This is a genomic window from Kineosporia sp. A_224 (assembly GCF_002198655.1).
Taxonomy (GTDB): Bacteria; Actinomycetota; Actinomycetes; order Actinomycetales; family Kineosporiaceae; genus R-H-3.
This window is the reverse complement of record NZ_MWLN01000188.1, coordinates 24,516-48,521: the sequence shown is the minus strand read 5'-3', so window position 1 is coordinate 48,521 and position 24,006 is coordinate 24,516. Positions and strand designations below refer to the sequence as shown.

The following is a 24,006-nucleotide window of genomic DNA, read 5'->3' as shown; positions in this document are numbered from 1 at the left end:
TCCCGCGGACGCGCGACCCCCGGCCCGGCCACGCAGTAACGTCCGTGTCCGTCGGTGGCGACCGCCAGCGCGGCCGCCGGGAGACGACCGGCCCACGACACGCGCGGCCACGTCGACGGAGGTCAGTCCCATGCGCAGAGCCGCCGGCACCGCTGGTCTGGCGCTGCTCACGGCCGGCCTCTACGCCCTCGGGGCGAAGGTCACCCTGGTGTGGTTCGACTCCAGCGGGCTGGGGCCGGGCTTCTTCCCCGCCGCCGGCGTGACCCTCTCGGCGCTCACCCTGACCCGGCGGCAGCGCTGGCCGTGGATCCTGCTCGCGGTCGGGGCCACCGAGCTGACGATCGACCTCACGAGCGGGCTCGGCCCCGCAGGCTCGGTCGGTTACGCGCTGGCGAACACCCTCGAGCCGCTCGTCGGTGCGGCGCTGCTGCGGGCCGCCGTCCGCCGCCCGGACCTCGCCGTCCGCCGCGACCTCTGGACGTTCCTGCTGTGCGCCTGCGTCGGCGGGCCGCTCGTCGGCGCGCTCGTCGCCGCGACGACGAACACCCTGGACGGCGGGTCGCGGGACTGGTGGCTGTTCGCCGCGCGCTGGCTGCTCGGCGACGGGCTCGGCGTCCTGCTCGTCGGCGGGGCTGTGCTCGGGTGGCAGTCGGGGGACGACGCGACCCGGCGGCGGCTGCGCAGCCCGCTCGGGGTCGCCCTCCTCGTCGTCTGCGTGCTGGCGTCGCTCGCGATCTTCCGCTGGGACGTCGTGTGGCTGGGCTACCTGCTCGTGCTGCTGCTCGTCGCGGTGGCGTTCCTGCTCGGCACCCGCGGGGTGGGTCTGGCCGGGCTGGCGATGGCGACGATCCTCGGCGAGGCCTCGGCGACCGGGCGGATCCGGGTGCCCGACGGCGTCTCCGAGGACGCGACGTGGTTCGCGCTCAACCTGCTCATCGGGCTCGTCGTCGTGGTCGGCCTGTCGCTCGCCGCGGAGATCGGCGAGCGCGAGGAGTCGGTGCGCCGACGGCGGGAGGCCGAGGACGCCCGGCGGTCGGCCGAGCTGCGGGCCGAGGCCGCGACCGAGCGCAGCCGGCTGCTCGACGCCGAGCAGCGGGCGCGGGCCCGGGCCGAGCTGCTCCAGGGCGTCACGGCGCGACTGTCCGGGCTGACCACGCCGGCGCAGATCGTCGCCGTCATCGCCGAGCTCACCGCGGGTGCGCTCGGCAGCCGGACGGCGGTGCTCGCCGTCCCCGGGCCGGGCGGGCGGCTGCGGGCGCTCACGGCGCACGGGTACGACGACGAGCAGCGGGCGCGGCTCGACGTCGTCCTCGCCGGGGACCGCGCGGTGCCGCTCACCGCGGCCTACGAGAGCGGCCGGTTCGTCTGTGCGAGCGGGCGGGAGCAGGTGCTCGCGACGTTCCCCGCCGCGGGCGAGCTGCCGGCGACGTTCGAGGCGGTCGCCGGGGTGCCGGTCGTCGTCGACGGCCGGGCGATCGGCGCGCTCGGCTGGGGCTTCGTCGACGCCCGCGACTTCGACGACGACTTCGCCTCGCTCGCGACGGCGGTCGGCGCGCAGGCCGGGCTCGCGCTCGAGCGCGGCCGGCTCTTCGAGGCGCAGCGCCGGCACACCGAGCACCTCACGGCCCTGCAGGAGGTCGTCGCCCTCATGGCCGCGGCGACGAGCACCGAGGCCGTGCTCGACGCCGTCCTCGGGCACGGGCTCGGGGCGGTGTCCGCGAGCAGCGCGGTGATCCGCGTCGTCGGCCCGGACGGCCGGTTCACGACGGCGGCCACCCGCGGCCGCCCGATGGACCCCGACCTCGACGAGACCGGCAAGACCGTCGCCGACGCCGCGACCCCGCTCGCGGACGCCGTCCGCACCGGCGAGGTGGTGACGCTGCCCTCGATCGCGGACGCCTACGAGCGCTACCCGGAGTTCGCCCCGGTGCTCGCCGCGAGCGAGGAGTCGACCTGGGCGGCCGTGCCGTTCCTGTCGTCGACGCTGCAGGGCGGGCTCGCGCTCGGGTTCGCCGGGCCGCAGCCGTTCGACGCCGAGCAGCTGTCCCTGCTCGTCACCCTCGGCCAGGTCGCGGGCCAGTCGCTCGGGCGCGCCGCCGCCGCCGAGCGCGAGCACTCGATCGCCGTCGAGCTGCAGCGCTCGCTCCTCGGCCGCCCGGACGACGTCCCCGGCGTCGAGGCCGCCACCGTCTACCGCCCCGGCACGCTCGAGCTGCAGATCGGCGGCGACTGGTACGACGTCATCGCCCTGCCCGGCGGCTGGGCCGCCCTCGTCATCGGCGACGTCGCCGGCCACTCGCTCGCCGCCGCCGCCGCGATGGGCCAGCTCCGGAGCACCCTGCGCGCCCTCGCGCCGGTCGTGACCGACCCCGCCGCGCTCGTGGAACGCCTCGACGACTACGTCGACCAGATCGACGGCGCCCCCATGACGAGCCTGTTCTACGCCGTCCTCGACCCGCGCTCCGGCGCCCTGTCCTACACCTGCGCCGGCCACCCGCCGCCCCTCGTCGTGCCCGCGACCGGCACCCCGCGCTTCCTCGACGAGGGCCTCGCCCCGCTCCTCGGCGTCCCCGGCATCGGCGCCCGCCCCACCGCCCGCACCACCCTCGACCCCGACGACACCCTCGTCCTCTACACCGACGGCCTCGTCGAACGCCGCGGCGAGTCGCTGACGGTCAGCCTCGAGACGTTCGCCGAGCACGCCCGTGCAGGGGTCCAGTCGCCTGCGGTCGAGGGCGTCCCCGTGCCGCTGCCCGGGGTCTGCGAGCACCTCACGCACGCGATGCTCACGCCCGACGCGACCGACGACACGGCCCTGCTCGTCGTGCGGCTCACGGGTGAGGACTGGTGACGCCCTCGCCTTCGTCCGCCGTGCATCGGCCGGGACCCGTGGCGGGCACCCGGGATACTGTGTGCGGGGCTCCTGCGGCACGCAGGATCGCTCCGGGCCTCTAGCTCAATCGGCAGAGCAGCGGACTTTTAATCCGCGGGTTGTGGGTTCGATCCCCACGGGGCCCACCACGGGGCCCACCACGGGGCCCACCTCTGACCAGGGGTTTTGTGTTTGCCTCTATCCATCTGGTCACTCTCGAACACTCGGGTTCGTGTCACGAGCCGGTCTTGAGGCCACGCGATCGTGACAGCGGTTGACCGGAGTTGATCGGTGAGAGTGAAGTGGCATCGAGCAGCGGAGTCCTCGTCCGACGGGACCAATTGGGTTGAGCCGAGCCCTCGACCGACGCGATCCTGCTGCGCTGTCCGCAACCTCGTCCCCGGAGAGCGTGGCCCTGTGGCGACCCACCGGGCCCGCCGAGTTGGCACTGGTGGCCGAGAGCGGGTTCTGCGCGTGGCCGGCCCGACTGCCCGAGCAGCCGATCTTCTACCCCGTTCTGTCCGAGGCGTATGCGATGCGGATCGCCCGTGAGTGGAACGTCCCGAAGTCCGGGGTGGGTTACGTGACCCGGTTCCGCGTCGAGAAGTCGTTCCTGGACCGATACGAGGTCCACCAGGTCGGTGGCCGGGACATCCTCGAGTACTGGATCCCATCCGAGGACCTCGATGAGTTCAACCGGCATCTGGTCGGTCCTATCGAGGTCGTTGCCGAGTACCGCTGATGCGTCGGGGCAGCCTGCGAGACCTCTGGTGAAATATGTATCCACTAGATGAGCCTTTGGGTACACTTTCATCCATGGACCTGCCCCGTGCACTGCCTGCGACCTTCACCACGGGCCAGGCTCTCGGCGCGGGCGTCCACTCACGCGACGTGTACCGCTGGCGGGACGAGGGACTGACGACGGAGCTGTCCCGCGGCGTCTTCCGCCGGACGGACGCACCGGCGGCGTCCTACCCGGACCTGCTGGCGGTGTCACGCCGGGCGCCTCGGGCGGCGGTGTGCCTGGTGTCCGCGGCCGAGGTCCACGACCTGACGGACGAGATCCCGCGAGCCGTGCAGATCGCCGTCCCGCGGGGTACCCGTCCCCCGCAGATCGCCTACCCACCCGTCGAGGTCTTCAAGTTCGCGGCGGCGACGTTCGACCTCGGCATGGAGACCTTCGAGGCCGCCCCGGGAGAGACCGTCCGCATCACGAACCCAGCCCGGACCGTCGTCGATCTCATGCGACTGCGGCGCAGCATCGGCGAACCCCTGGCTCTCGTCGCTCTCCGCCGCTACTTGACCCGCGGCGGGCGACCCGCAGCGCTCGTCGAGCTCGCGCGTCCTCTGGACATCCTCGGCCCGGTCAGGGCGGCCGTCGACGTGCTGGAGGCCTCGTGAGCCGCCCGACCCGGGCCGACGCCGGCGGCCGGGCATATCTGGACCTGCAGAACCGGGCCCGCCGCGAAGGCCGGCCCACGCAGGAACTCCTCGTGCTGTACGCCCTCGAACGCTTCCTAGCCCGCCTCGCGGCCAGCCAGCACTCCGGCGCGTTCGTCCTCAAGGGCGGGATGCTCCTGGCCGCCTTCGACGCCCGCCGCGCCACCGTGGACGCCGACCTGCTCGCCACCGGCTTCCCGAACGACGAGGACGCCGCCCTGTCCCGCGTCCGCGAAGTAGCCGGCGCCGAACCCACGGACGACGACGGCGTGCTCTTCCATCCGCAGACAGCGCGAGCACGTTTGATCCGCGAGGAGAACCTCTACTCCGGCGTCCGCGTCACCATGCAGGCCTCGATCGCGACCGCCACCGTCAAGATCCAGCTCGACATCAACTTCGGCGACCCCGTGACGCCTGGCCCGCAGGTCATCGACTACCCGACCTTGCGCGAGGAACACCCTCCAGTGCGGATCCTGGGCTACCCGATGTCCACCGTCATCGCCGAGAAGCTCTGCACCGCGATCGACCTCGGCGACACCAGCACCAGGGTCCGCGACTACGCCGACATCTGGATCCTCACCCGCCGCCACGCCCTCGACGCCACCGACCTCCGCAGCGCACTGGCGGCCACCGCCCGCCACCGCGGCGTCGAACTACGGCCACTGTCCGACGCCGTCGGCGACCTGGCCACACTGCGCAGCGACGTCTACACGGCCTTCCTGACCCGGGTCGAGGAAGACAGCCTCACCCTCCCTCCCGACCTCGCCCACCTACTCGAGGACGTCATCGCGTTCGCCGACCCGCTTCTCGGCGACGAACACGCCGGCGCCTGGTCGGCCACGGCGCGAGCGTGGGAATGAACGAGCAGACGAGAGGGCGACCATTCGACGAAAGTTGTCGCACTACACACGTCGTGACACCGACATGACACGAACTCCTGCGCACCGGGTCGGTCCTGGGCGAACAGAGTGACCAGAGACGTCACCCGTGAGGCGCCATGAGACCCTGGTAGCCATTCATCAGAGTCCTTTTGATCCGCGTGTTGAGGGTTCGATCCCCTCGGGGCCCACCTTTGTGATGTCGCAAGACATCGGAACAGGTCCGAACCCTCACGGGGTTCGGACCTGTTCGTTCTGGGGCCCGACCGGAGGCGAAACGGGATTGTCGGTCGCAGCACCGGCGACGTATGCCCTGCCGAAGATCACATCAGGCAGGAAGTGCGAGGACGACGCGGTTGCGTCCGCCGTTCTTGGCGACGTAGAGCGCCCGGTCCGCGACGTCCACCGCTGTCCACAGCGAGTCTGGCAGCGGGTCGTCGGCGCCAGGCAGCATCTCGTGGACACCGATGCTGATCGTCACGGGGGCGAGCTCGGCCTCGACCTGCTCACGAAGCCGCTCGGCGATGTGGACGGCCTCGCCCGGGGTCACGGCGCACAGCACGAAGAACTCCTCGCCGCCAAGCCGCACGGTGACGTCGTCCTCGTGCCGCATGTTCGCCGCGATGAGGTCGGCGAGCCGGCGCAGGATCTCGTCCCCCGCGGCGTGCCCCTGGCTGTCGTTGACCCGCTTGAAGTGGTCGACGTCGATCACGAGCACCGCCAACGGCGCACGCTCCCGGGCCCGTGTGGACCAGCTGCGGGCGCCCTGCTGCTCGAGGCCGCGGCGGTTGGCCAGCCCTGTGAGCGGGTCGGTGACCTCGCCGTGCTTGGCCCGTTCGACGGCGGCCACCGCCATGTCCCGGAGCAGACGGACGACGGCCGAGACGGCGATCAGGTCGAACGCTCCTGTCGACACCTCCTGCGGCCAGTGCGGGCCGCCCGCACCCAGCACCCCCGACAGCGCGATCATCGCCGAGCCGAACAGTGCCTGGACGACGACGTCGCTGCGGCGTCCGCAGAAGACGCCCCCCATCAACGCGACGCTGACGAGGCTGAGCGCCGTGACCGACACCTGCCCCCGCCCGATCCCGACCAGGACCGAGACCATCCCGAACACGTGACTGACGAGGATCATCAGCAGGAACTCGGTGTCTCCCGCTCGTGCCCCCCGGCGCGTCCACCCGATCAAGCACAGCAGGTAAGTGACGATCGCCGCCGGCACGGCCCAGAACGAACCCGTGGCAGGGCGGGCCGCCACGGCCCCGCCGAGGGTGGAGACCAGCCCGAGCAGCGCCGCCGCTGCCATCACGCGGGCGCGCAGCCGCCTCATCTCGATCGGGTCGGTGAAGTCGGTGTGCCAGACCCGCGCGAGACGACGGCTCTGGGCCACCACCACGACGCGAAGCTTCTCCACGGTCGTTCTTCGACACGAGGGCAGAGCGGCTTGACGCGGGGAGCCCTGGCAGCGGGACGGTCGAGCCCCGACTGTGGCGTTCGCTCGGTGAAGGCCAGGCCGAAGGGCTGCTCGCGGCACAGTGAGTGACCTCGATGGGCCGACCGGGGCGCGCCGAACGGGCGGGTCACCGGCAGGCTACGACCGCGGCGCGACCACGCGGAAGACCGGCGTCCCAGCAGCGACCTCGGCGAACGCCGCGAGCGGCGCGTGCCGGTCGACCGGGATGTGCGCCCGCCCGCCGGGCGCGACCTGGACGTACCGCTGGATGACGCGCGGTCGCTGCTCGACCGGCACCTCCTCGAGCCGGACGGTCTCCACCGAGCCGTGGCGGAGCGTGGCGCGGTTGTCGTTGGCGCGCAGGTTCGCCACCCAGTTGACGCGCTCGCCGAGCATCGACACGAGGTAGCGCTCGCCGTCCAGGTCCGTGAGGACGAGCGGCACCGCCACGGTGCGACCGCTGACCCGGCCGGGCACCTCCAGCGTGACGAGCCGGCGCGGCATCACCCCGCGAGCGTGCAGCCAGGCGGAGAGCGTGATCTGCCAACGGGCCCAGGCGTTCGGCCTCCCGCCGGGGTACATCCAACGGTGGTAGTCGCCGCGCGCCACCGTCATCCCCTCGACCCGGGACGAGCGCGCAGCAGGGAGAACGACACGGCAGCGCTGGCGAGCGAGAGCAATCCGGAGACGACGAGGAGGAGCTTCGAGGCGGGGTCGGTCCACAGGTAGAGGACGAGCAGGACGCAGGCGGCGGACGCGGTCAGGCCGGCCGCCGTCATCCTCGAGGTGTCCGGCCGGGACGCCCCCTTGGTCGCGCGCCGGGACGGCTCACTCACCAGGTCACTGCTGCTGTCGTCGGCCACCAGGAGCTCCTCACGGTATGACGCGGCGGGCGCGTCGCCGGGGGCCGGGGCGATGACCCGAAGACTACGTCCCCCGGCGGCTCCCTGCCCGATCACGTCACCGGGACAGTCGCGTTGCCAACCGACCTCGCCGGCCCTGACCTCGGGCAGTGTCGGCCGCCCGGGAGTCTCGTCCTGCCCGCTGGTCGATGTCAGGCGTGCGCCCATACTGCGCAGGTGGGGTCACAACGCGGGCTCGAGCGGATCGTCGTCTTCGCCGACGCCGTCGTCGCCATCGCGTGCACCCTGCTCGTCCTGCCGCTCGTCGACCTCGCCACCCAGGACGCCGGGGCGCCCCTCGACAGTCTCCTGGGCGACCATCTCGGCGAGCTCGGGGCGTTCGCGCTGAGCTTCGCGGTGATCGCCCGGCTCTGGGTCGCACATCACCGGCTCTTCGAGCGCGTCGGCGCTTACGACACCACGCTCGTCCGCCTCACGCTGGCCTGGCTCTTCACGGTCGCGTTCCTCCCGTTCCCCACCGCGATCCTCGCCACCCAGTCCGGCCACGGGCCGTCGACGCTCTACGTCGGCACCCTGACGCTCAGCTCACTCGCGCTCGCCTCCACGGCCGCCTGGGTCAGCGCGCACCCCGCCCTCCGACGGGACGTGACGCAGGCCACCGCGGCCGACGAGCCGCACTGGACCACCGCCGTCCTGTTCGTCACCGCGTTCGCCCTCACCGCTCTCGTCCCCCGGGCGAGCGTCTGGCCGCTGCTCCTGCTCCTGCTCTCAGGACCGATCGACGCCCTGCGCCGCCGTCGGTCCGGCCGCACCCGATCCCACGCCTCGAAGACCGCCGAACGACATGTCACGCAGGAAGAAGGGGGCTGACCGGGCGGCCGCAGCAGACACCCGGCCGACAACGGGACGCCGTCGAGGCGGGCGCCGTCCTCCGGGTCTCGAAGAGGACGGCGGCCGGGCCGCGACGACGCCCCGCGCCGACGACGGGGCCTACGACACCAGCGTGGGCACGAGCACACGCCCACCGGCGAACCCGAGCCCGAGCTGACCGGAGTCGTTGGCACCCCAGCAGTACAGGCGGGCGGCGATCGACACCGCGCAGACGTGATCACCCTCACCGGAGGTGGCGAGGTCGACGGAGGCCATCTGGGCAGCGGTCAGCGCCAGCTGGCCATGGGCAGCTGCGCAGTAGAGGTTCGACGCGGCGCTGATGGCGCAGTAGCCGCCCTGGCCGCTGCTGACCGAGGCCCAGGTGACCAACGGTGAGACGGTGACGGGGCGGAGCGTCCCGAACGCCGGCTCCTCACCCCAGCACTGCAGCACGCCCGTGGAGCGGATCCCGCAGGTGTGGTAGCCGCCCGCGGCGACCGAGGCCCAGCTGCCTTCGCCGATGACCCTGGTCGGTGCGGACCGGGACACGGTGTCGCCGAGCCCCAGCTGCCCCTGGGCGTTGACACCCCAGCAGAACCGGACGCCGGCCGTCGTCACCCCGCAGACGTGGTCGTTGTCGCTCTGGGCGGACAGCGACCGCCAGGCCTGCGGCCCGGCCAGGGCCGGCAGGGCGGCCGGACCGCCCGGCGCCCCCTGGCCCCAGCAGTAGCCACGACCGTCGGTGCGCACGCCGCAGCCCAGTGCGTTGCCGACGCTGACCGACGACCAGGTCGGCTCCCCGAGGACCCGCTGCGGCGTGAGCCGGTCCACCTGGTCGCCGAGCCCGAGGTTGGAGGCTCCGTTGTAGCCCCAGCAGTACCGGTTGCCGGCGTTGCTCACGGCGCAGGTGTGGCGCCATCCCGCCGACACCGACCGCCACGAACCCGGGACCTTCACCGGGACGGCCGAGTCGACCTGGGTCCCGACGCCCAGCTGCCCGCGGTTGTTCTCACCCCAGCACCACAGGGTCTTGTCCTGGCCGACAGCGCACGTGTGGGCGTCGCCGGCCGACACCTGCGCCCAGCCGGCCGGCAGCGCAGCTGCGGGCGCGGCCGTCAGGGCCGCGACGGCGGGGACGACCAGCGCGGCGGCGGCCAGCCAGCGGGCGACCCGGTACCAGCGGGTCGGTGTGCGGGGGGCAGGAGTCATCGTCGTCTCCGGGTTCGTGATCTTGCTGACGGGCGGATCACGGTGTATATCGTTATCGGTAACTGAGCGTCAAATTCAGACGGGTCCATCGCGCCACGGACACCACGGAGCGTGACAGGTGTAGCCCGTCTGGGTGAGGTTCGGGCGCTGCGAGCGGCCCGTGCCGGATCCGCGAAACGGCGTTCACCGCGCAGGTGTCCGTCGCGACCTGCCGCGCATCGCCCGGGTCCGGTGTCAGGCCCCTGCGTCCGGGTCCACGGCCTCGTTGCGCCCGCCCGGCACCACGGGTCGCACCCGGATCTCCCGCACGGCCAGAGGATCGAACGCGGGAAGGGTCGCCAGGTGCTCGGCGTACAGGGTCTCGCCGAGATCGCGGTAGCCCCGGTCGACCAGCCGCAGGTACCTCGCCATCACCGTCCCCGCGGGACGGACGGCGGCCGCATGCCTCACGACGTCGTCGCGCGGCATGTAGGTCGCCACCGGTCCGTCCGGCCGCCGCGACGCGACGGCGTCCAGGAGCGGCGTCACGTCGACACGGTCATAGCTGCGCTCCCGGTCGTCGAGGGCCTCCAGGTCAGCGTCCGTGAGCCGCCAGGCCGCCCCGGGCGTAGCGGCACCGGCGGCCGGCTCCACACCGAGGAAGGCCAACCAGCCCTCCCATGGGCTCCCGCCGTCGTCGGTGAACAGGTACTCCGGCCGCTCGCTGCTGTGCCCGAGGACGTTCCAGGCCCGTCGGTACCCGCGCAGCCGCAGCACGAACGGCCCGTCCGCGGCGGACACCGCCCGGCCGATGCTCGCCTCGAGCGACTCGCGGTCGACGAGCGACCCGTAGCCGAAGACGTAGGGCATCGGTCACTGCATCCTGTCCGCCAGGCGGCGGGCCGCGAGCTGGACCGCCTCCCAGACGGTGGCGAACGGCGGCGCGTACGCCAGGTCGGCGGCTGCGAGGTCGTCGACGGTGAGCCCGCCCCACAGCGCCGTGGCGATCGTGTCGATCCGTTTCCCCGCACTCGTCCCGCCGACGATCTGACCGCCGAGCAGCCGTCGCGTGCCGCGCTCGGCGACGAGCTTCGTCGTCATGGGCCGGTACTCGGGCATGTAGCCGCTGGCGGTCTTGCCCGCCGACACGTACGACGCCGCGTCGAGACCGAGGCGGGTCACGTCGGCAGCACCGAGGCCGGTCCGGGCGACCTCGACGGCGACGCCGCCGGCGTCGAAGCGGGTGATCGCCGTCCCGAGCACGCCGGCGAACCGGACGGAGCCGCCGGCCGCGTTCTCTCCGGCCACCCTGCCCTGCTTGTTCGCGTGCGTCCCGAGCGGCACGAACACCCGCTCGCCGCTGACCCGGTGCACGCTCTCGCAGCAGTCCCCCGCCGCCCAGACGCCGTCCGCGACCCGCTGCCCGTCGTCCGGCAGGTAGCCGCCGCGCCCGCCCGTCCCCAGCCCGGCCTTCGCGCCGAGGTCGGAGGCCGGTCGGACGCCGAGCGCGAGGACGACGAGGTCCGCGGGCAGCACGTCGTCCCCGACGACGACCCCGTCGACGCGGCCGCCCGGACCGGTCGACAGACCGTCGACGCCCCGACCCACCCGCACGCCGACGCCGGCAGCGACGAGGTGCTCGCGCACCCGCGCGCCCATGTCGGCGTCGATGCTCGGCATGACCTCGGCGAGCTCGAGCATCGTGACCGGGTAGCCGCGCCGCACGAGCGCCTCGGCCATCTCCAGGCCGATGTACCCGGCGCCGACGACGACCGCCCGGGCCGGCGGCGGCACCCGGGCCATGACGTCGAGCCATGCCAGGCCGTCGTCCCACGACTTCACCGGCAGCACGCCGGGCAGCAGCGACCCGCTGTCGGACCGTGCCCAGTCCGGGACGACGGGTCGCGCGCCGGTCGCGAGGACGAGCCGGTCGAAGCCGACGACGACCTCCGCGCCGTCGACGAGCGCGCGCACCTCGCGCCGGTCGAGGTCGAGCGCCTCGACGCTCGCGCCGGTCCGCAGGTCGACGCCGCGGGCCCGGTGCTCGTCGGGTGTCCGGGCGACGAGGTCGTGCGGGTCGTCGAGGTCGCCCGCGACCCAGTACGGGATGCCGCACGCCGAGTACGACGTGCGCCCGGTCCGCTCGAACGCGACGACGTCGAGGTCGAGCCCGCTCCGGGAGGCCGTTCGCAGCGCCTGGTGCGCCGCCGACATCCCGGCCGCGTCACCCCCGACGACGACGAGCCGCTCACGGCTCATGCCGTGCCCCGCCGGGCGTGGAGGTCGACGATCCGCTCGACGACGACGCGCGCGACGGGTGCACCGGTGAGCGCCTCGATCTCCCGCGCGCCCGTCGGGCTCGTCACGTTGACCTCGGTGAGCCGGTCGCCGATGACGTCGAGCCCGGCGAGGACGATCCCGAGCGCCCGCAGGTCCGGCGCGAGGACGTCGCAGATCTCCTTGTCCCGGCTCGTCACAGCGTCCGGCAGCACGGTGGCGCCGGCCGCCATGTTGCAGCGGAACTCGGTGCCGGCGGCCACCCGCCGGATCGCGCCGACCGGTTCGCCGTCGACGACGATGACCCGGCGGTCGCCGTCGACGGCCTCGGGCACGAACTGTTGCAGGATGACATGACTCTGCCCGCGGACCGTCGACAGCTCGAGGAGCGAGGCGAGGTTCGGGTCGTCGTCGCGGAGCAGCAGGATGCCGCGGCCGGCCATCGCGTCGGTCGGCTTGAGGACGGCACGGCCCCACCGGGTGACGGTGCCCCGCAACCCGTCGAGGTCCGCGCGGACGACGGTCTCCGGGATGAGGTCCGGGTACCGCAGCGTGTAGAGCTTCTCGTTGACCTCGCGCAGCCCGCGGGGGTCGTTGACGAGCAGGGTCCGCGGCGCGCGGGCGGCGTCGAGGACGTACGTGCCACGCAGGTAGTCGGCGTCGACTGGTGGGTCGGTGCGGACGAGGACGACGTCGACGTCCGCCAGGGGGACGTCCCCGACCGGCTCGGCGCGGTACCAGTGCTGCGGCGCGACGAACCGGCCGTCGACGACACGGCACGGGTCGACGTGCACCCGGACGGCGCGCGCCACCGCGCCGCCACCGACGACGGACAGCTCGCGCATCGTCGTCGCGAGCACCTCGTGGCCGTCCGCCTGCGCCGCCTCCATGAGGGCGACCGACGTGTCGTGCGCGGGCAGCAGCCCGTCGAGCGGGTCGACGACGAAGAGCATCCGCAGACCGGTCACCGCACACCTCCGCAGCCGGTCGTCCACGCGGCCGGCAGGTCGTCGGCGTCGACGCCGTGGTCGGTGCCGCGGGCCTGCCGCACGACGCCCGTCAACGCCGCCGCCGCGTCGTCGCCGACCTGGTGCACCCAGCCGATGCCGTCCCGGAACCGGCTGCGGGAGAACGCGTCCGCGAGGTCGTCCGACGTCCGCCAGGTCGCGACGGCGACGACGGGGCCGAGCGGCTCGCGCCACGGGTCGTCGTCCGAGCGGGGCCCGAGCCGGCTGCCGACGGCCCCGACGGTGACGACGGTCGCGGGCACGAGCCAGCCCATCCGGTGCGCGACGTCGTCCGGGACCGCGCCACCGGTGAGCACCCGGCCGCCGAGCCGCCCGAGCGTCCGGACGGCGGCGAGCGCCCGATCGCGGACCGGCTCGGTGGGCAGCGGCACCGGGCGGGTCGCGGATGCGGCGGCGACGAGGGCGTCGACGACCGGGCCCGCCGTGTCGGCATGGACCACGAGCCACGGCACGGCCGCCGGCCCCGAGGCGTTGTGCAGCCGAAGCCCCGCGGCCACGGTGGCTGCGACGAGCGCCGGGTCGGCGTCCCGGCCGGAGAGCAGGACGTTCCCGCCCGCCCGCAGCGGGTGAAGCGGCACCCCGGTCGTGGCGACCGCCCGGCCGGCGAGGTCGAGCGTGCGCCCGCCCCCGCGGACATGGAGGACCGCGAGGTCGCGGCGGCCGACGAGGGCGGCGCCGACGTCGGTACCGGTGCCCTGGACGACACCGAGGACGCCCTCGGGCAGACCGGCCGCGACGAGCCGGTGGGCGAGGACGACGGCGCTGAGCGGCGCCCGCAGCGACGGCTTGACGACGACGGTGCGCCCCTGCAGCAGCAGCGGCAGGATGCCTGACACCGCCTCGAGGAACGGCGCGCCCCACCCGAGGACGACGCCCGCGACGCCCGCGACGCCCGGCGGCTCGACGGCCGGCGGCCCGGCGTCGTCCACGGCGGCGAGCGCGACCCGGTGCCGCGCCCAGCGCACGCCGGTGCGGACCTGCTCCACGGCGTCGGCCAGGTCGAGCCCGGTCTCGGTCGCGACGACCTCGGCGACCGGGACCGCGAGCCGGTCGAGGTCGGCGACGGCCTGCGCGACGAGCCGCACCCGGACGGCCGGGTCGGCGGCCCACGCCTGCGCGGCCCGGGCACCGGCCTGGAGGGCGGCGTCGACGTCGAACCGGCTCGACAGCGGGACGCAGGCGACGACGCGGCTGTCCTGCGGACTGCGGATCTCGAACTCGTACGGTGCCGCCGGGAACCGCCAGCGCCCGTCGACGAGGTTGCGGGCGAACTCCTCGTCGCCCGCGACCGTTGTGCCGGCCGTGCCCGGTGCGTCGGCCGAGGTGGTCCGCGTGGTCGTGTTCGTCGTCATCGTGACCGTCCTGTCGTACGGGCCCTGGCTGCAGGCCGGGCTCAGAGGAACCTGTCGAAGAACGTCCGGTCGGCGCCGACCCGCCCCGTGCGGACGAGGCTCGCGAGGAGAGCGTCGACCATCGGCGTCGGTCCCGCCAGGTACACGTCGTGGCCGGTGAGGTCGGCCGGTCCCGGGTGGTCTGCGTCGACAGCGTCGACGACGCGGCCGGCGCGGACGGCGAGCGGCGCGAGCCGCCCGGCGGCCGCTGCGGACGGCGGCACGTCGGTGACGACGTCGACCCGCGCGCCGCGGGACCGCAGCCGGCGCAACCGGGCGGCGAGGACCACGTCGGCGTCGGTGCGGGCGCCGTAGTAGAGCCGGACCGGCCGGCTCGGCGCCTCGGTGAGGCAGCGTTCGGCCACCGCCAGGACGGGGCCGAGCCCGCTGCCGCCGCCGACGCAGACGACGGGCCGGTCGGCCTGGGACTGCACGTGCGCCCGGCCGTACGGCCCCTCGACGACGAGCGGGTCGCCGGCCGTCGCACCCGCGAGCCAGGACGACGCCCGGCCGCCGGGCACGCGGCGGACGACGAGCTCGAGGCGGTCGTCGCCCGCCGGCGCGTCCGCGGGCTCGCGGCTCATCGAGTAGGCCCGTCGGGTGCCGTCGGGCAGCTCGAGGAGGACGAACTGGCCGGCGAGGTAGGCCACCGGCCGGTCGGGGACGACGGTGACGAGGACGGTGTCCGCCGACAGCTGCAGAACAGCACCGATCCGGGCGGGCCGTCGCCCGGGCACCGGCCGCGCGCCCGGACCGGACGCGGCGCGCTGCGGTCCGGCGGTCCCGGGGAGCCGGAGCGCGCAGCCCTCCGCGGGCACGCTCTGGCACGCGAGCACGCGGTCGCCCTTACGCCGGTCCCGGTCCGACAGGCCCGGGGCGTCCGGCCACAGCGACCGGACCTCGCCGCCGGTCAGGACCGCCTTGCACGAGCCGCAGCCACCGGACGCGCACTCGTACGGCAGGTCCCAGCCGGCGCGCAGCGCCGAGAGCAGCACCGTCTCGCCCGGCCCGCACGCGACGTCCACGTCACCGATGCGCACCTGCACCGGCACCGCTGCCGTGGACGCCGCTGCCGTGGAGGCCGCCGCCGTGCCCGTCACCGTCGGCCCCGTCAGGCGTCCGGCAGGCGCAGGCCGGCGTCCGTGACGAGCCCCGCCCAGTCCTGGGTGACCGACGCGCGCACCCGCGCCACGTCGTCCTCGTCGGCTGCGAAGAGCCGGGCCCCGTCGGCGACCGCCTCGTGCCCCAGCGGCGCCCACGCGTCGAGGTACTCCTGGAGCACCGCGGCGTTGCCCGGGTCGGCCTCGACGACGAACCGCGCGAGAGCGACCGAGAACCGTTGCGAGCGGCGGGCGTCCTTGGCGAGGTTCTCCAGGACGAGGGCGTCGAGGGTCGCCCCCGCAGCGCCCAACCGGTGCGCGAGCGCGTCGAGCAGGAGCAGGTCCGCGACCGGCTTGACGACGAGCTGGGTCGCCACGACCGCGCGGTCCCAGTCGTACTCGACGAGCGCGAGCTCGACGAGCCGGCGCAGGGGCTGCCAGTGCGGGTCCTCGCGCCACGCCGCCCGCTCACCCGTGCCGAAGCCGAGGCCGGGGTGGGCGCGGGCGAGCTGCGTCGTCCGGTACGCGAGGGTCTGCACCCGGCGCAGCTGGTCGGCGGTCTGGAACGTCGCGGCGGTCGCCACGAAGCTGCTCGGCGCGAGCTGCTGCACGTACGCCGACAGCATCTGCAGGCCGTGGCCGAGGAACCGGCACGGGGCCAGTGCCACGGCGAGCACGTCGAGCGCACCGCCGGGGAGCGCCGCGTCGTGGCCGTCGGCGTCGAACTGCGCGAGGAGGCCCTCGACGTACGTCTCGGCGTCGTCCTGCATCGCGACGTAGCTGCCGTAGGTCACCTGGTCGGGGTCACGGAAGGCGTCCCACGAGGGGACGACGAACCGCATCCCGTCGCGGTGCTCGCGCAGCCACACGTTGCCGTTGACGTCCGGCCCGAGCTCGAGCGCGGGCGAGCCGGCGGTGTGGTTCATGTTCCAGGTGAGCACCTCGTACTCCGTCGGACGACGGCCGAGGTTGCCGAAGCTGCTCCAGGTCTTCAGCCCGCGGCTCCTGGGTCGCGGGGCACTGACGTTCGTCATCGCAGATCCTCTTCGTCGAGGGGCGGGGGTCAGCGGTCGTAGAACCAGACGTACTCGTCGACCCGGGTGCGCAGGCGCCCCTTGAACGACGGCATGTCGATCTCGAGCAGCGAGAGCTGGTACGGGCGGCCGAGGTGCTTGACGAGGCTGGTCAGGGTGAGCCGGCACTCCTTGCGGGTGTGGACGCGGACGTAGTCGTCGCGGTCGACGACGACGACCTCGGCGTCCGGGTTGTCCTCGGCGACGGCGTCGATGACCGCTTCGGCGAGCTCGCCGGAGCGGATGACGGGGCCGACGAGGTCGGTGTCGAGCGCCTGGTCGGTGTCGAGCTCGACGATGGGCATCGGTCCTCCAAGGTGTCGGGGCGGGACGTCGGTGTCAGTGCGCGGGTTCGGCCGCGGGCAGCGGCGTCCGGCTGACGAGCACCTGCCCGTCCCGGACCCGGACGGCGTGCCGCACGAGGCAGGCCGTCCGGGGGTTGACGCCGGCACCGGAGCGCACGTCGAAGCTCCACTCGTGCGCCCGGCAGGTCAGCGTCGCTCCGTCGAGGCTGCCCTCGACGAGGGAGACGCTCTGGTGCGGGCAGGTCCCGTCGAACGCCCTGTACTCGCCGTCGAGCTTGACGAGGAGCACCTCGGCGGCGCCGACGTCGTAGGCCTCCATCTCGCCGTCCCACAGCTCGTCGTCGGCCGCGACGGCGACGAACTCGTCGTCCGGGACGTGCTCGCCGGACGACGCCTCAGGCGCGCCCACGGAACCTCACGTCCAGCCACTGCAGGGGCTGCAGACCCAGCTCGCCGACCGTCGTCGCCGCGGGGACGGGAGCGTCGGCGAGGAGCACCTCGTAGCCGGGGTGCGGGTCGGGCACGGGGACCCGGCGGCCGACGCTGTGCACGGCGATCTTCTCGGCGAGGACGTCCATCGTGTCCTCGGTGTCGACGGCGACGAGGTGCGGGACGAAGTCGCCGACGAACCGGCCGGTGACGGGGAACAGGGCCACGTCGTCCTCCTCACTCGCCCGCGACGGGAACGCCGGCGAGCGTCCCAGCCTCGGTCTCGACGAGAGCGGCGTACTCGCGCGCCCAGGCGTACTGGTAGACGTCGTCGCCCATGACCTCCGGCGTCAGGCCCATCCACAGCAGGCCCCCTTCGAGGCTCATGGGCTGGATCTCGCCGCCGATGAAGCGGTCGACGACGGTCCGGTGGCCGGCGTAGCGCTCGGGGTCGAGCTCGAAGACCCACTGCGAGACCTCGGAGTCGAAGCTGTACAGGCGCCCGTTGTAGGTGAGCTGGTGCGGTGCGAGCTCGTGGCGCGAGTACGCCGACCCGAGCGGGAGCTGGGTGAGGTTGCACAGCGACGGCAGCGTCTCCGGGAGGGTCTTGTCCATCCGGCCGGCGTTGACGTTGGCGATGACCTCGTCCCAGAGCACGCCCCAGTTGTCCTCCCACGTCGGGTACTTCTCGCGCAGCCACTCCCGCTCGGCCTTGGAGACGCCGGCGTTGGGCTTCCAGAAGAGCGTGGGCCGCCAGAACCACGTGCCGAGGTGCATCGCGTGGTGGCCGTTCTCCAGCGACAGCAGGAACCGATCCCAGTACCAGGGCTTGGCGAGGCCGTAGTCCTCGAGGATCCGCTCGTGGTGGTTGACGATCCACTCGAGCATGAACTCCTTGAACGACATCTTCCGCTGGTCCACCGGCGTGTAGTAGTCCATCGCCGGGCCGGTGAGGGTCTGGAAGAGCCGCGCGGAGCGCCAGAACGCCACGTCGAGCGCCTGCTGCGCGCGCTGCGGGTCGTGCTCCATGAGGACCTGCAAGGTCGGGAACCCGAGCTGGGCGTGCCGGGCCTCGTCGGTCTGGATCGACGACAGCAGGTTCGACCAGTTGATGTCGCCGGCCGCCATCGCGTCGGCGGCCAGGGCGACGAACTGGATGTTCGTGAAGCCGTGCTCGACGGTGAGGCTGGTGGCCATCGCCGCCTCGACGCAGTCGGCCGAGAGCATGATGTCGTCGAAGAAGTTCTTGACGGCGAGCACGCCCCACTCGTTGGTGTGGAACGCCTTCTGCGCCCAGTCGAACCGCGGGTCGTGCTTGAGCAGGTCGTGGGAGAAGCGCAGGTCGAGCTGGGTGTGGCGGGTCTCGTCGAGCATCCCGAAGACGCCGAGGCTGCGCCAGCGCGGCGTCGGCGCGAACCGGCACATCCGGCTCTGCATCGTCACCGCCATGTACTCGACCATGCAGGTCGTGCCCATGTGCAGGTGGGACGCGGCGACGTGCCCGGGGTCGAGCTTCTCGTAGGTGCCGGAGCGGACGAGCGCCTGGCTCACCGCTTTGACGCCGCTCTCCTTCTCGCGCTGGAGCCGGACGTAGTCGCGGTAGGAGACGCGGAACGGCTCCTCCCAGGCGTCCCAGGCCTTCTCGGGGATGCCGTCGGCGCCGGTCCAGTTGGCCGGGAAGGCGGTCGCACGGTCGACGTGGTCGAGCTCCCAGTCGACGTCTCGGGACAGCTCGTACCAGTCGTCTCGGGTCAGGAGCATCGCTGGTCCTCTCTGACGGGTCGGATGCGGGTGGGTGGGCGACGGTGCGAGGCGACGGTGCGCGGGACGACGTCAGCGCTTGGCGCGCAGCACGCTGATGTCGGTGTAGGCGAGCAGGCCGTGGACCGACGCCTCGACGCCGATCCCGGACTGCTTGAGGCCGCCGAACGGGGTGTCCGGCGAGAGCATGGGGTGCTGGTTGACCCAGACGGTGCCGGCCTCGAGCCGGTCGGCGACGTCGTCGGCCCGCTCGGGGTCGGCGGACCAGACGGAGGCGCCGAGGCCGAACGGCGTCCCGTTCGCCCGCTCGACGGCCTCGTCGACGCTCTCGTAGGCGAGGATCGGCAGCACGGGGCCGAACTGCTCCTCGGCGACGACGCCGACGTCGTCGGAGTCGGTGCGCAGCAGGGTGACCGGGTGGAAGTAGCCGGGGCCGTCCGGTGCCTCGCCGCGGAAGACGACGTCCGCGCCCCGGGCGGCGGCGTCCTCGACGAGACCCCTGACCCGGGCGAGCTGCGGCGCGTTCTGCACCGGGCCCATGACGACGCCGTCCTCGAGCCCGCTGCCGACGCGGACCGTCCGCGCGACGTCCGTCAGCGCCTCGGCGTACTCGGCCGCCCGCGCGGCCGGGACGTAGAGCCGCTTGAGCCCGGCGCACACCTGCCCGCAGTTGGACAGCCCGCCCCAGTAGAGGTCCGACGCGATCGCGGCAGGGTCGGCGTCGGGCAGGACGACGCCCGCGTCGTTGCCGCCGAGCTCGAGGGTGAGCCGCTTGAGGGTGCCCGCGGCACCGGCCATGATCGCCTTGCCGGTGCGCTGCGAACCCGTGAACGAGATCTTGTGGACGCCCTCGTGCTCGACGAGCGCCCGGCCGAGGTCGTCCCCGCCGGCGAGGACCTGCAGGACGCCGGGCGGCAGCACCTCCTGCGCGAGCTCACCGACCCGCAGCGTCGCGACCGGGGTGAACGGCGACGGCTTGACGATGACGGCGTTCCCCGTCGCGAGCGCGGGACCGATCTTCCACAGCGCCAGCAGGAGCGGGTAGTTCCACGCCGTGATGGCGGCGACGACGCCGAGCGGCACCCGGCGCACGACGATGCGCTCGCTCGCGTCGTCCCGGACGACCTCGTCGGCGAGCTCGGTCGCCGCGGCGGCCTCGACGTAGCGCAGCCCGGACTCGATCTCGCCCTTGGCCCGGGCCAGCGGCTTGCCCTGCTCGAGGGTGAGCAGGAGCGCGAGCTCGTCGATGTGGGCGCGGACCGTGCCGGCGAACGCGAGCACGAGCCGGCGGCGTTCGGCGGGGTCGGTGCGGCGCCAGCCCGCGGCGGCCCGGTTCGCGGCCGTGACGGCCGTGTCGAGCTGCTCGACCGACGCCCCGGGCACCCTGACGAAGGGCGCGGCGGTCGCGGGGTCGACGACGTCGAGGCCGTTCGGGCCGTCGACGGCGGCGCCGTCGATCGTCAGTCGGGGCGCGGTGACGGCGGGGCGGGTGGTGAGGTCGGCGGCGGTCATCGTGCGGCCTCCTGGGGCGTGGTGGGGGTGTCGCCGGGCGGAGTGGCGCGGAAGAGGGTCGTGAACTGCTCACGGGTGTACTCGTTGCGGCGGGCCTTGTCCTCGCGCGGGTCGTCGAGCCGCTTCCTGAACGCCGGCCGGGCCGAGAGCCGCTCGACCCACGCGCCGACGGCGGGGAACCGCGCGACGTCGACGCCGTGGCCGGCGGCCACGCGCACCCACGGGTACGTCGCGACGTCCGCCATGGAGAGCTCGTCCGCGAGGTACTCGCGCTCGCGGAGCCGCTCGTCGAGCACCTCGTAGAGCCGCTCCACCTCCCCGACGTACCGCCGCGTCGCGTACTCGTCGACGATGCCGTGCCTCGGCGCGTGGCTGTGGAAGTGGGCCGCCTGACCGGCCATCGGGCCGTGGTTGGCGACCTGCCAGACGAGCCAGGACGTCGCCTCCCAGCGCAGCCGCGGCGCGGCCGGCATGAGGCGGCCGGTCTTCTGCGCGAGGTAGAGCAGGACCGCGCCGGACTCGAAGACCCGGACCGGCTCACCGCCGGGCCCGTCGTGGTCGACGATCGCCGGCACCTTGGAGTTGGGGTTGACCTCGCGGTAGGCGTCCGTGAACTGGTCGCCGGCGGAGATGTCCGTCCACACGACGCGGTAGTCCAGGCCCAGCTCCTCCAGCGCGATGAGGGCCTTTCGGGCGTTCGGGCTCGTGTAGTAGTAGAGGTCGATCACGGCGTCTCCCCGGTGCGGACGGGTTCGGGCCGTTCCCCGGCCCGCGCGGGCAGGCGCGGACCGGGGACGGCGGGGCGTACCTCAGACGCCGAACTGCTCCTGGATCCGGGCGAGGTAGGCCATGAGGTTCGGCTTCGTCTGCACGTATCCGGTGCCGGGCCACGGGTGGGGCTGGTTCGCGATGTGCTTGACGGTCGAGTACACCGACGCGTCGAGGGAGCGCAGCCGGTCGCCGGTGAAGTAGGTCTTGTCGCCCAGGTAGTCCGAGAGCGCGTCGATGTCGCGGCGGAAGAAGACCTGCACGACCTCCGACGACCGCCGTCCCATGCCCTGGCCGTTGAAGCCGTCCATGATGCGCTGGCGGAAGGGGGCGAGGGCCGTGCGGATCTCGTCGGTGACCTCGCCACCGACGATGATGCCCATGTAGACCTCCCAGCCCTCGTCGAGGCGCCAGCGCGGCTCGATGATGCCGCTCCAGTAGAGGTGCTCCTCGACGAGCCGGTTCCAGGCGAGGTTGTTCGCGGCCTCCGCCGGCGACAGGTCGGCGTCGAGCTTGTCGCCGTACTTCTCCTTGAAGTACTCGATGATCGTGTTCGAGTCGGCGATCTTCGTGCCGTCCTCGTCGATGATGAACGGCAGCTTCCCGGTCGGGGAGTCCTGGTCCAGTCGGGCGAGGTCCTGCGACTTGTGCTCGAACTCCAGGCCCGTGAACGTCATGTAGTTGATGACCTTGGTGACGTACGGGCTGATGTCCGGGACACCGAAGCCGGGCATGTAGCCGTAGATGGTGATCATTGCGTGTCCTCTCCGTTGAGGTGTGCGCGGGCCGGGTGGTGCAGGGCCTTACCAGGGCAGGAACGTGCCGTTCGAGTGCTGGAACCGGCCGGAGTTCTCCGGCGTGAGGTTGTCGAGGTCCTTGACGAGACCGGCAGCGGCCTCGTCGGGGGTGATGTAGGCGAAGTCGCCCGGGTAGTCCTTCGTGAGGTCCGTGGCGACCATCCCGGGGTGCAGCGCGAGCACGCTGATCCCGCGCCCGGAGAGGTCGTGGTGGAGGTTGAGGGCGACCATGTTCGCGCCGGCCTTCGAGACGCGGTAGGCGTACATCCCGCCGGAGGTGTTGTCCCCCAACGACCCGACGCGGCTCGTGACGATGCCGACCTTGCCGCCGTCGACGACGAGCGGCGCGACGGCCTCGACCGTCCGCAGCGGACCGATCGTGTTGATCTCGAGCTGGCGGCGGACGTCGTCGTAGTCGATCTCGCCGAGGGTGTCCAGCCCGAGAACACCGGCGACGTGCAGCACCCAGTCGAGAGCGATCTGTTCGTCCCGCAGGGCCTGTGCGAGCCGGGCGACCGCCTCGCCGCTGGTGACGTCGACGTCCGGGACCACCTCGACGCCGTCGGCGGCGAGGTCGGCGCCGCTGCCGAGGCAGGCGGCGACGACGCGGTCGCCCCGGGCGTGGAGCTGGCCGGCGATCGAGCGGGCGATGCCCTTGTCCGCGCCGACGACGAGTGCGGTGATCACGAGATCCTCCCGTGGGTCAGGGGGTCGGGGTGAGTTCGCGCTCGGCGGGGCCGACCGCACCGGAGGCGAGGAGGGTCTCCCGCTCGGTGTCGTCGAGCCCGAGCTCGGCGAGGATCTCGGCGGTGTGCTCGCCGAGGAGGGGGGCACCGCGCGGGGGCGCGACCTGGGTGCCCTCGAAGCGCGCCGCGACCCGGGCCTGCCGCAGCCGGCCGGCCACCTTGTGCTCGGTCTCGATGATCGAGCCGGACGCGACGACCTGCGGGTGGTCGATGAGCTCGAACCGGCGCAGGGCCGGGGCGCAGGGGACGTCGTGCGCCGGCAGGATCTCCAGCCACTCCGCCGCGGTGCGGGCGAGCAAGATGCTCTGGACGAGCTCGAGCCGCTCGTTGACGTTGGCGTCCCGGGCCGCCGGGGTGGCGAACCGCGGGTCGTCGACGAGGTCCTCGCGGCCGGCGACCCGGCAGAAGGCCGCCCACTCGGCGTTGCTCATCGTCGACATCGTCATCCACCCGTCGGCCGTCTCGTAGATGAGGTCGATGAAGCTCGCAGCCTTCTCGGGCGCGACGGGCTGGTCGACGAACGTGTACGCGCCCATGTCCGAGGCCCAGAGGAACGCCATGACGGCGTCGAGCATCGACAGCCGCACGTGCTGCCCCTCACCCGTCCGCCCCCGGGCCACGAGGGCCGCTGTGATCGCCTGGGCAGCGGTGACGGCGCTCAGCTTGTCCGGCAGGATCGTCCGGACGAGCCGCGGGCGCTCGGTGTCCGAGCCGGCCTGGATCGTCGTCAGGCCGGACAGCGCCTGGACGACGGGGTCGTAGACCCGGCGGCCGGCGTAGGGGCCCTGCTCGCCGAAGCCGCTGATCGACAGGTACACCAGGCCGGGGTTGACCGCCCGCAGGTCGTCGTAGCCGATGCCGAGGCGCTCGACGACACCGGGCCGGAAGTTCTGCACGACGACGTCGGCGGTCGCGACGAGGCGCTCGAGGAGCCTGCGCCCGGCGTCCGACTTGAGGTCGATCGTGATGGACCGCTTGGAGCGGTTGACGTTGACGAACATCGACGCCATCCCGCCGGAGCGGTTCGGCAGCGAGCGCACGTGGTCGCCCTTGCCGGGCGGCTCGACCTTGATGACGTCGGCGCCCTGGTCTCCCAGGATGTCCGTCGCCCACGGGCCGGACAGCATCGACGACAGGTCGACGACCCGGATGCCCTCCAGTGGACCTGGCATCGGCTCCCCCTCTCGGAACCCACCGGTGAGCCCGGCGGAGGCGGCGGATCGATCGGCCGGCTGACGGCGGGCCGAAGATCGGA

General features: G+C 73.3%; 24 protein-coding genes and 1 tRNA gene. 6 read left to right on the top strand and 19 right to left on the bottom strand.

What is annotated here, in order from left to right; all coding sequences use genetic code 11:
• Positions 1 to 130 precede the first annotated feature (130 nt).
• The 5 genes from EDJALFJO_RS19880 (at position 131) to EDJALFJO_RS19860 (ending at position 5,172) form a co-directional block, all read left to right on the top strand.
• The gene (locus EDJALFJO_RS19880; RefSeq protein ID WP_088288046.1) at positions 131 to 2,851 is read left to right on the top strand and encodes a SpoIIE family protein phosphatase; all 2,721 of its coding nucleotides are present in this window, start codon (positions 131 to 133) and stop codon (positions 2,849 to 2,851) included.
• Positions 2,852 to 2,945: 94 nt separating this feature from the next.
• Positions 2,946 to 3,021: transfer RNA gene (locus EDJALFJO_RS19875), tRNA-Lys, on the top strand.
• A 260-nt stretch (positions 3,022 to 3,281) separates the two neighbouring features.
• On the top strand, positions 3,282 to 3,614 hold the full coding sequence (locus tag EDJALFJO_RS19870) for an ADP-ribosylation/crystallin J1 (RefSeq protein ID WP_198950475.1): 333 nt from the start codon (positions 3,282 to 3,284) through the stop codon (positions 3,612 to 3,614).
• 74 nt (positions 3,615 to 3,688) lie between these two features.
• The gene (locus tag EDJALFJO_RS19865) at positions 3,689 to 4,273 is read left to right on the top strand and encodes a type IV toxin-antitoxin system AbiEi family antitoxin (protein ID WP_088288045.1); all 585 of its coding nucleotides are present in this window, start codon (positions 3,689 to 3,691) and stop codon (positions 4,271 to 4,273) included.
• Positions 4,270 to 5,172 carry a nucleotidyl transferase AbiEii/AbiGii toxin family protein gene (locus tag EDJALFJO_RS19860; RefSeq protein ID WP_088288044.1) on the top strand — a complete coding sequence of 301 codons (903 nt, stop codon included), beginning with the start codon at positions 4,270 to 4,272 and terminating at the stop codon, positions 5,170 to 5,172. The genes EDJALFJO_RS19865 and EDJALFJO_RS19860 overlap by 4 nt, the downstream gene beginning before the upstream one ends.
• Before the next feature lie 346 nt (positions 5,173 to 5,518).
• Here the strand turns inward: EDJALFJO_RS19860 and EDJALFJO_RS36125 are convergent, their stop codons facing one another.
• The 3 genes from EDJALFJO_RS36125 to EDJALFJO_RS19845 all read right to left on the bottom strand — a co-directional run bounded on the left by EDJALFJO_RS36125 (position 5,519) and on the right by EDJALFJO_RS19845 (position 7,506).
• Positions 5,519 to 6,604 carry a diguanylate cyclase gene (locus tag EDJALFJO_RS36125; RefSeq protein WP_143448666.1) on the bottom strand — a complete coding sequence of 362 codons (1,086 nt, stop codon included), beginning with the start codon at positions 6,602 to 6,604 and terminating at the stop codon, positions 5,519 to 5,521.
• A gap of 177 nt (positions 6,605 to 6,781) precedes the next feature.
• Entirely contained in the window at positions 6,782 to 7,258 is a 477-nt protein-coding gene (locus EDJALFJO_RS19850) for a nitroreductase/quinone reductase family protein (protein ID WP_233149952.1), read from the bottom strand.
• Positions 7,255 to 7,506 (bottom strand): hypothetical protein, encoded by a 252-nt coding sequence (locus EDJALFJO_RS19845; protein ID WP_143448665.1) that lies wholly within the window; start codon positions 7,504 to 7,506, stop codon positions 7,255 to 7,257. Before EDJALFJO_RS19845 ends, EDJALFJO_RS19850 begins: the two co-directional genes overlap by 4 nt.
• 216 nt (positions 7,507 to 7,722) lie before the next feature.
• Between EDJALFJO_RS19845 and EDJALFJO_RS19840 the strand changes: the two genes are divergently transcribed.
• On the top strand, positions 7,723 to 8,376 hold the full coding sequence (locus tag EDJALFJO_RS19840; RefSeq protein ID WP_158220494.1) for a TMEM175 family protein: 654 nt from the start codon (positions 7,723 to 7,725) through the stop codon (positions 8,374 to 8,376).
• Positions 8,377 to 8,496: 120 nt separating this feature from the next.
• Here the strand turns inward: EDJALFJO_RS19840 and EDJALFJO_RS19835 are convergent, their stop codons facing one another.
• The 16 genes from EDJALFJO_RS19835 to EDJALFJO_RS19760 all read right to left on the bottom strand — a co-directional run bounded on the left by EDJALFJO_RS19835 (position 8,497) and on the right by EDJALFJO_RS19760 (position 23,923).
• Positions 8,497 to 9,585, bottom strand: coding sequence for a hypothetical protein (locus EDJALFJO_RS19835; RefSeq protein WP_088288040.1), 1,089 nt, complete (start codon positions 9,583 to 9,585; stop codon positions 8,497 to 8,499).
• Between the two features lie 234 nt (positions 9,586 to 9,819).
• Positions 9,820 to 10,434, bottom strand: coding sequence for a gamma-glutamylcyclotransferase family protein (locus tag EDJALFJO_RS19830; protein WP_088288039.1), 615 nt, complete (start codon positions 10,432 to 10,434; stop codon positions 9,820 to 9,822).
• Positions 10,435 to 10,437: 3 nt separating this feature from the next.
• Positions 10,438 to 11,823, bottom strand: coding sequence for an FAD-dependent oxidoreductase (locus tag EDJALFJO_RS19825; RefSeq protein WP_088288038.1), 1,386 nt, complete (start codon positions 11,821 to 11,823; stop codon positions 10,438 to 10,440).
• Positions 11,820 to 12,809, bottom strand: a complete 990-nt coding sequence (gene gshB, locus EDJALFJO_RS19820; RefSeq protein WP_198950473.1) for a glutathione synthase — start codon at positions 12,807 to 12,809, stop codon at positions 11,820 to 11,822. The genes EDJALFJO_RS19825 and gshB overlap by 4 nt, the downstream gene beginning before the upstream one ends.
• Positions 12,806 to 14,221, bottom strand: a complete 1,416-nt coding sequence (locus EDJALFJO_RS19815) for an aldehyde dehydrogenase family protein (RefSeq protein WP_088288037.1) — start codon at positions 14,219 to 14,221, stop codon at positions 12,806 to 12,808. Before EDJALFJO_RS19815 ends, gshB begins: the two co-directional genes overlap by 4 nt.
• Positions 14,222 to 14,262: 41 nt before the next feature.
• Positions 14,263 to 15,360 carry a 2Fe-2S iron-sulfur cluster-binding protein gene (locus EDJALFJO_RS19810; RefSeq protein ID WP_233149951.1) on the bottom strand — a complete coding sequence of 366 codons (1,098 nt, stop codon included), beginning with the start codon at positions 15,358 to 15,360 and terminating at the stop codon, positions 14,263 to 14,265.
• An 11-nt stretch (positions 15,361 to 15,371) separates the two neighbouring features.
• Entirely contained in the window at positions 15,372 to 16,394 is a 1,023-nt protein-coding gene (locus EDJALFJO_RS19805) for a toluene hydroxylase (RefSeq protein WP_088288036.1), read from the bottom strand.
• 29 nt (positions 16,395 to 16,423) lie between these two features.
• Positions 16,424 to 16,738 carry an MmoB/DmpM family protein gene (locus EDJALFJO_RS19800; RefSeq protein WP_088288035.1) on the bottom strand — a complete coding sequence of 105 codons (315 nt, stop codon included), beginning with the start codon at positions 16,736 to 16,738 and terminating at the stop codon, positions 16,424 to 16,426.
• Between the two features lie 34 nt (positions 16,739 to 16,772).
• Positions 16,773 to 17,147: a Rieske 2Fe-2S domain-containing protein gene (locus EDJALFJO_RS19795; protein WP_233149950.1), complete on the bottom strand. Its 375-nt coding sequence runs from the start codon at positions 17,145 to 17,147 to the stop codon at positions 16,773 to 16,775.
• Positions 17,134 to 17,394, bottom strand: a complete 261-nt coding sequence (locus EDJALFJO_RS19790; protein WP_088288034.1) for a toluene-4-monooxygenase system B family protein — start codon at positions 17,392 to 17,394, stop codon at positions 17,134 to 17,136. Before EDJALFJO_RS19790 ends, EDJALFJO_RS19795 begins: the two co-directional genes overlap by 14 nt.
• A 10-nt stretch (positions 17,395 to 17,404) precedes the next feature.
• The gene (gene isoA, locus EDJALFJO_RS19785) at positions 17,405 to 18,928 is read right to left on the bottom strand and encodes an isoprene monooxygenase oxygenase subunit alpha (protein WP_088288033.1); all 1,524 of its coding nucleotides are present in this window, start codon (positions 18,926 to 18,928) and stop codon (positions 17,405 to 17,407) included.
• A 72-nt stretch (positions 18,929 to 19,000) separates the two neighbouring features.
• A complete protein-coding gene (locus tag EDJALFJO_RS19780; RefSeq protein ID WP_088288032.1) occupies positions 19,001 to 20,440 on the bottom strand; it encodes an aldehyde dehydrogenase family protein in 1,440 nt (479 codons plus the stop codon).
• Complete coding sequence (locus tag EDJALFJO_RS19775) at positions 20,437 to 21,168, bottom strand: glutathione S-transferase family protein (RefSeq protein ID WP_088288031.1); 732 nt, start codon at positions 21,166 to 21,168, stop codon at positions 20,437 to 20,439. The genes EDJALFJO_RS19780 and EDJALFJO_RS19775 overlap by 4 nt, the downstream gene beginning before the upstream one ends.
• 81 nt (positions 21,169 to 21,249) lie before the next feature.
• Complete coding sequence (locus EDJALFJO_RS19770) at positions 21,250 to 21,963, bottom strand: glutathione S-transferase C-terminal domain-containing protein (protein WP_088288030.1); 714 nt, start codon at positions 21,961 to 21,963, stop codon at positions 21,250 to 21,252.
• A 48-nt stretch (positions 21,964 to 22,011) separates the two neighbouring features.
• Positions 22,012 to 22,692 carry an SDR family oxidoreductase gene (locus EDJALFJO_RS19765; protein WP_088288029.1) on the bottom strand — a complete coding sequence of 227 codons (681 nt, stop codon included), beginning with the start codon at positions 22,690 to 22,692 and terminating at the stop codon, positions 22,012 to 22,014.
• Between the two features lie 16 nt (positions 22,693 to 22,708).
• On the bottom strand, positions 22,709 to 23,923 hold the full coding sequence (locus tag EDJALFJO_RS19760) for a CaiB/BaiF CoA-transferase family protein (protein WP_198950472.1): 1,215 nt from the start codon (positions 23,921 to 23,923) through the stop codon (positions 22,709 to 22,711).
• Positions 23,924 to 24,006 lie beyond the last annotated feature (83 nt).

Coding starts and splice junctions, on each gene's coding strand:
- EDJALFJO_RS19865 (WP_088288045.1), top strand. CDS start 3,689: ATGGACCTGCCCCGTGCACTGCCTGCGACCTTCACCACGGGCCAGGCT.
- EDJALFJO_RS19770 (WP_088288030.1), bottom strand. CDS start 21,963: ATGATCACCATCTACGGCTACATGCCCGGCTTCGGTGTCCCGGACATC.
- EDJALFJO_RS19880 (WP_088288046.1), top strand. CDS start 131: ATGCGCAGAGCCGCCGGCACCGCTGGTCTGGCGCTGCTCACGGCCGGC.
- isoA (WP_088288033.1), bottom strand. CDS start 18,928: ATGCTCCTGACCCGAGACGACTGGTACGAGCTGTCCCGAGACGTCGAC.
- EDJALFJO_RS19825 (WP_088288038.1), bottom strand. CDS start 11,823: ATGAGCCGTGAGCGGCTCGTCGTCGTCGGGGGTGACGCGGCCGGGATG.
- EDJALFJO_RS19815 (WP_088288037.1), bottom strand. CDS start 14,221: ATGACGACGAACACGACCACGCGGACCACCTCGGCCGACGCACCGGGC.
- EDJALFJO_RS19800 (WP_088288035.1), bottom strand. CDS start 16,738: ATGCCCATCGTCGAGCTCGACACCGACCAGGCGCTCGACACCGACCTC.
- EDJALFJO_RS19835 (WP_088288040.1), bottom strand. CDS start 9,585: ATGACTCCTGCCCCCCGCACACCGACCCGCTGGTACCGGGTCGCCCGC.
- EDJALFJO_RS19850 (WP_233149952.1), bottom strand. CDS start 7,258: ATGACGGTGGCGCGCGGCGACTACCACCGTTGGATGTACCCCGGCGGG.
- EDJALFJO_RS19830 (WP_088288039.1), bottom strand. CDS start 10,434: ATGCCCTACGTCTTCGGCTACGGGTCGCTCGTCGACCGCGAGTCGCTC.
- EDJALFJO_RS19760 (WP_198950472.1), bottom strand. CDS start 23,923: ATGCCAGGTCCACTGGAGGGCATCCGGGTCGTCGACCTGTCGTCGATG.
- EDJALFJO_RS19805 (WP_088288036.1), bottom strand. CDS start 16,394: ATGACGAACGTCAGTGCCCCGCGACCCAGGAGCCGCGGGCTGAAGACC.
- EDJALFJO_RS19780 (WP_088288032.1), bottom strand. CDS start 20,440: ATGACCGCCGCCGACCTCACCACCCGCCCCGCCGTCACCGCGCCCCGA.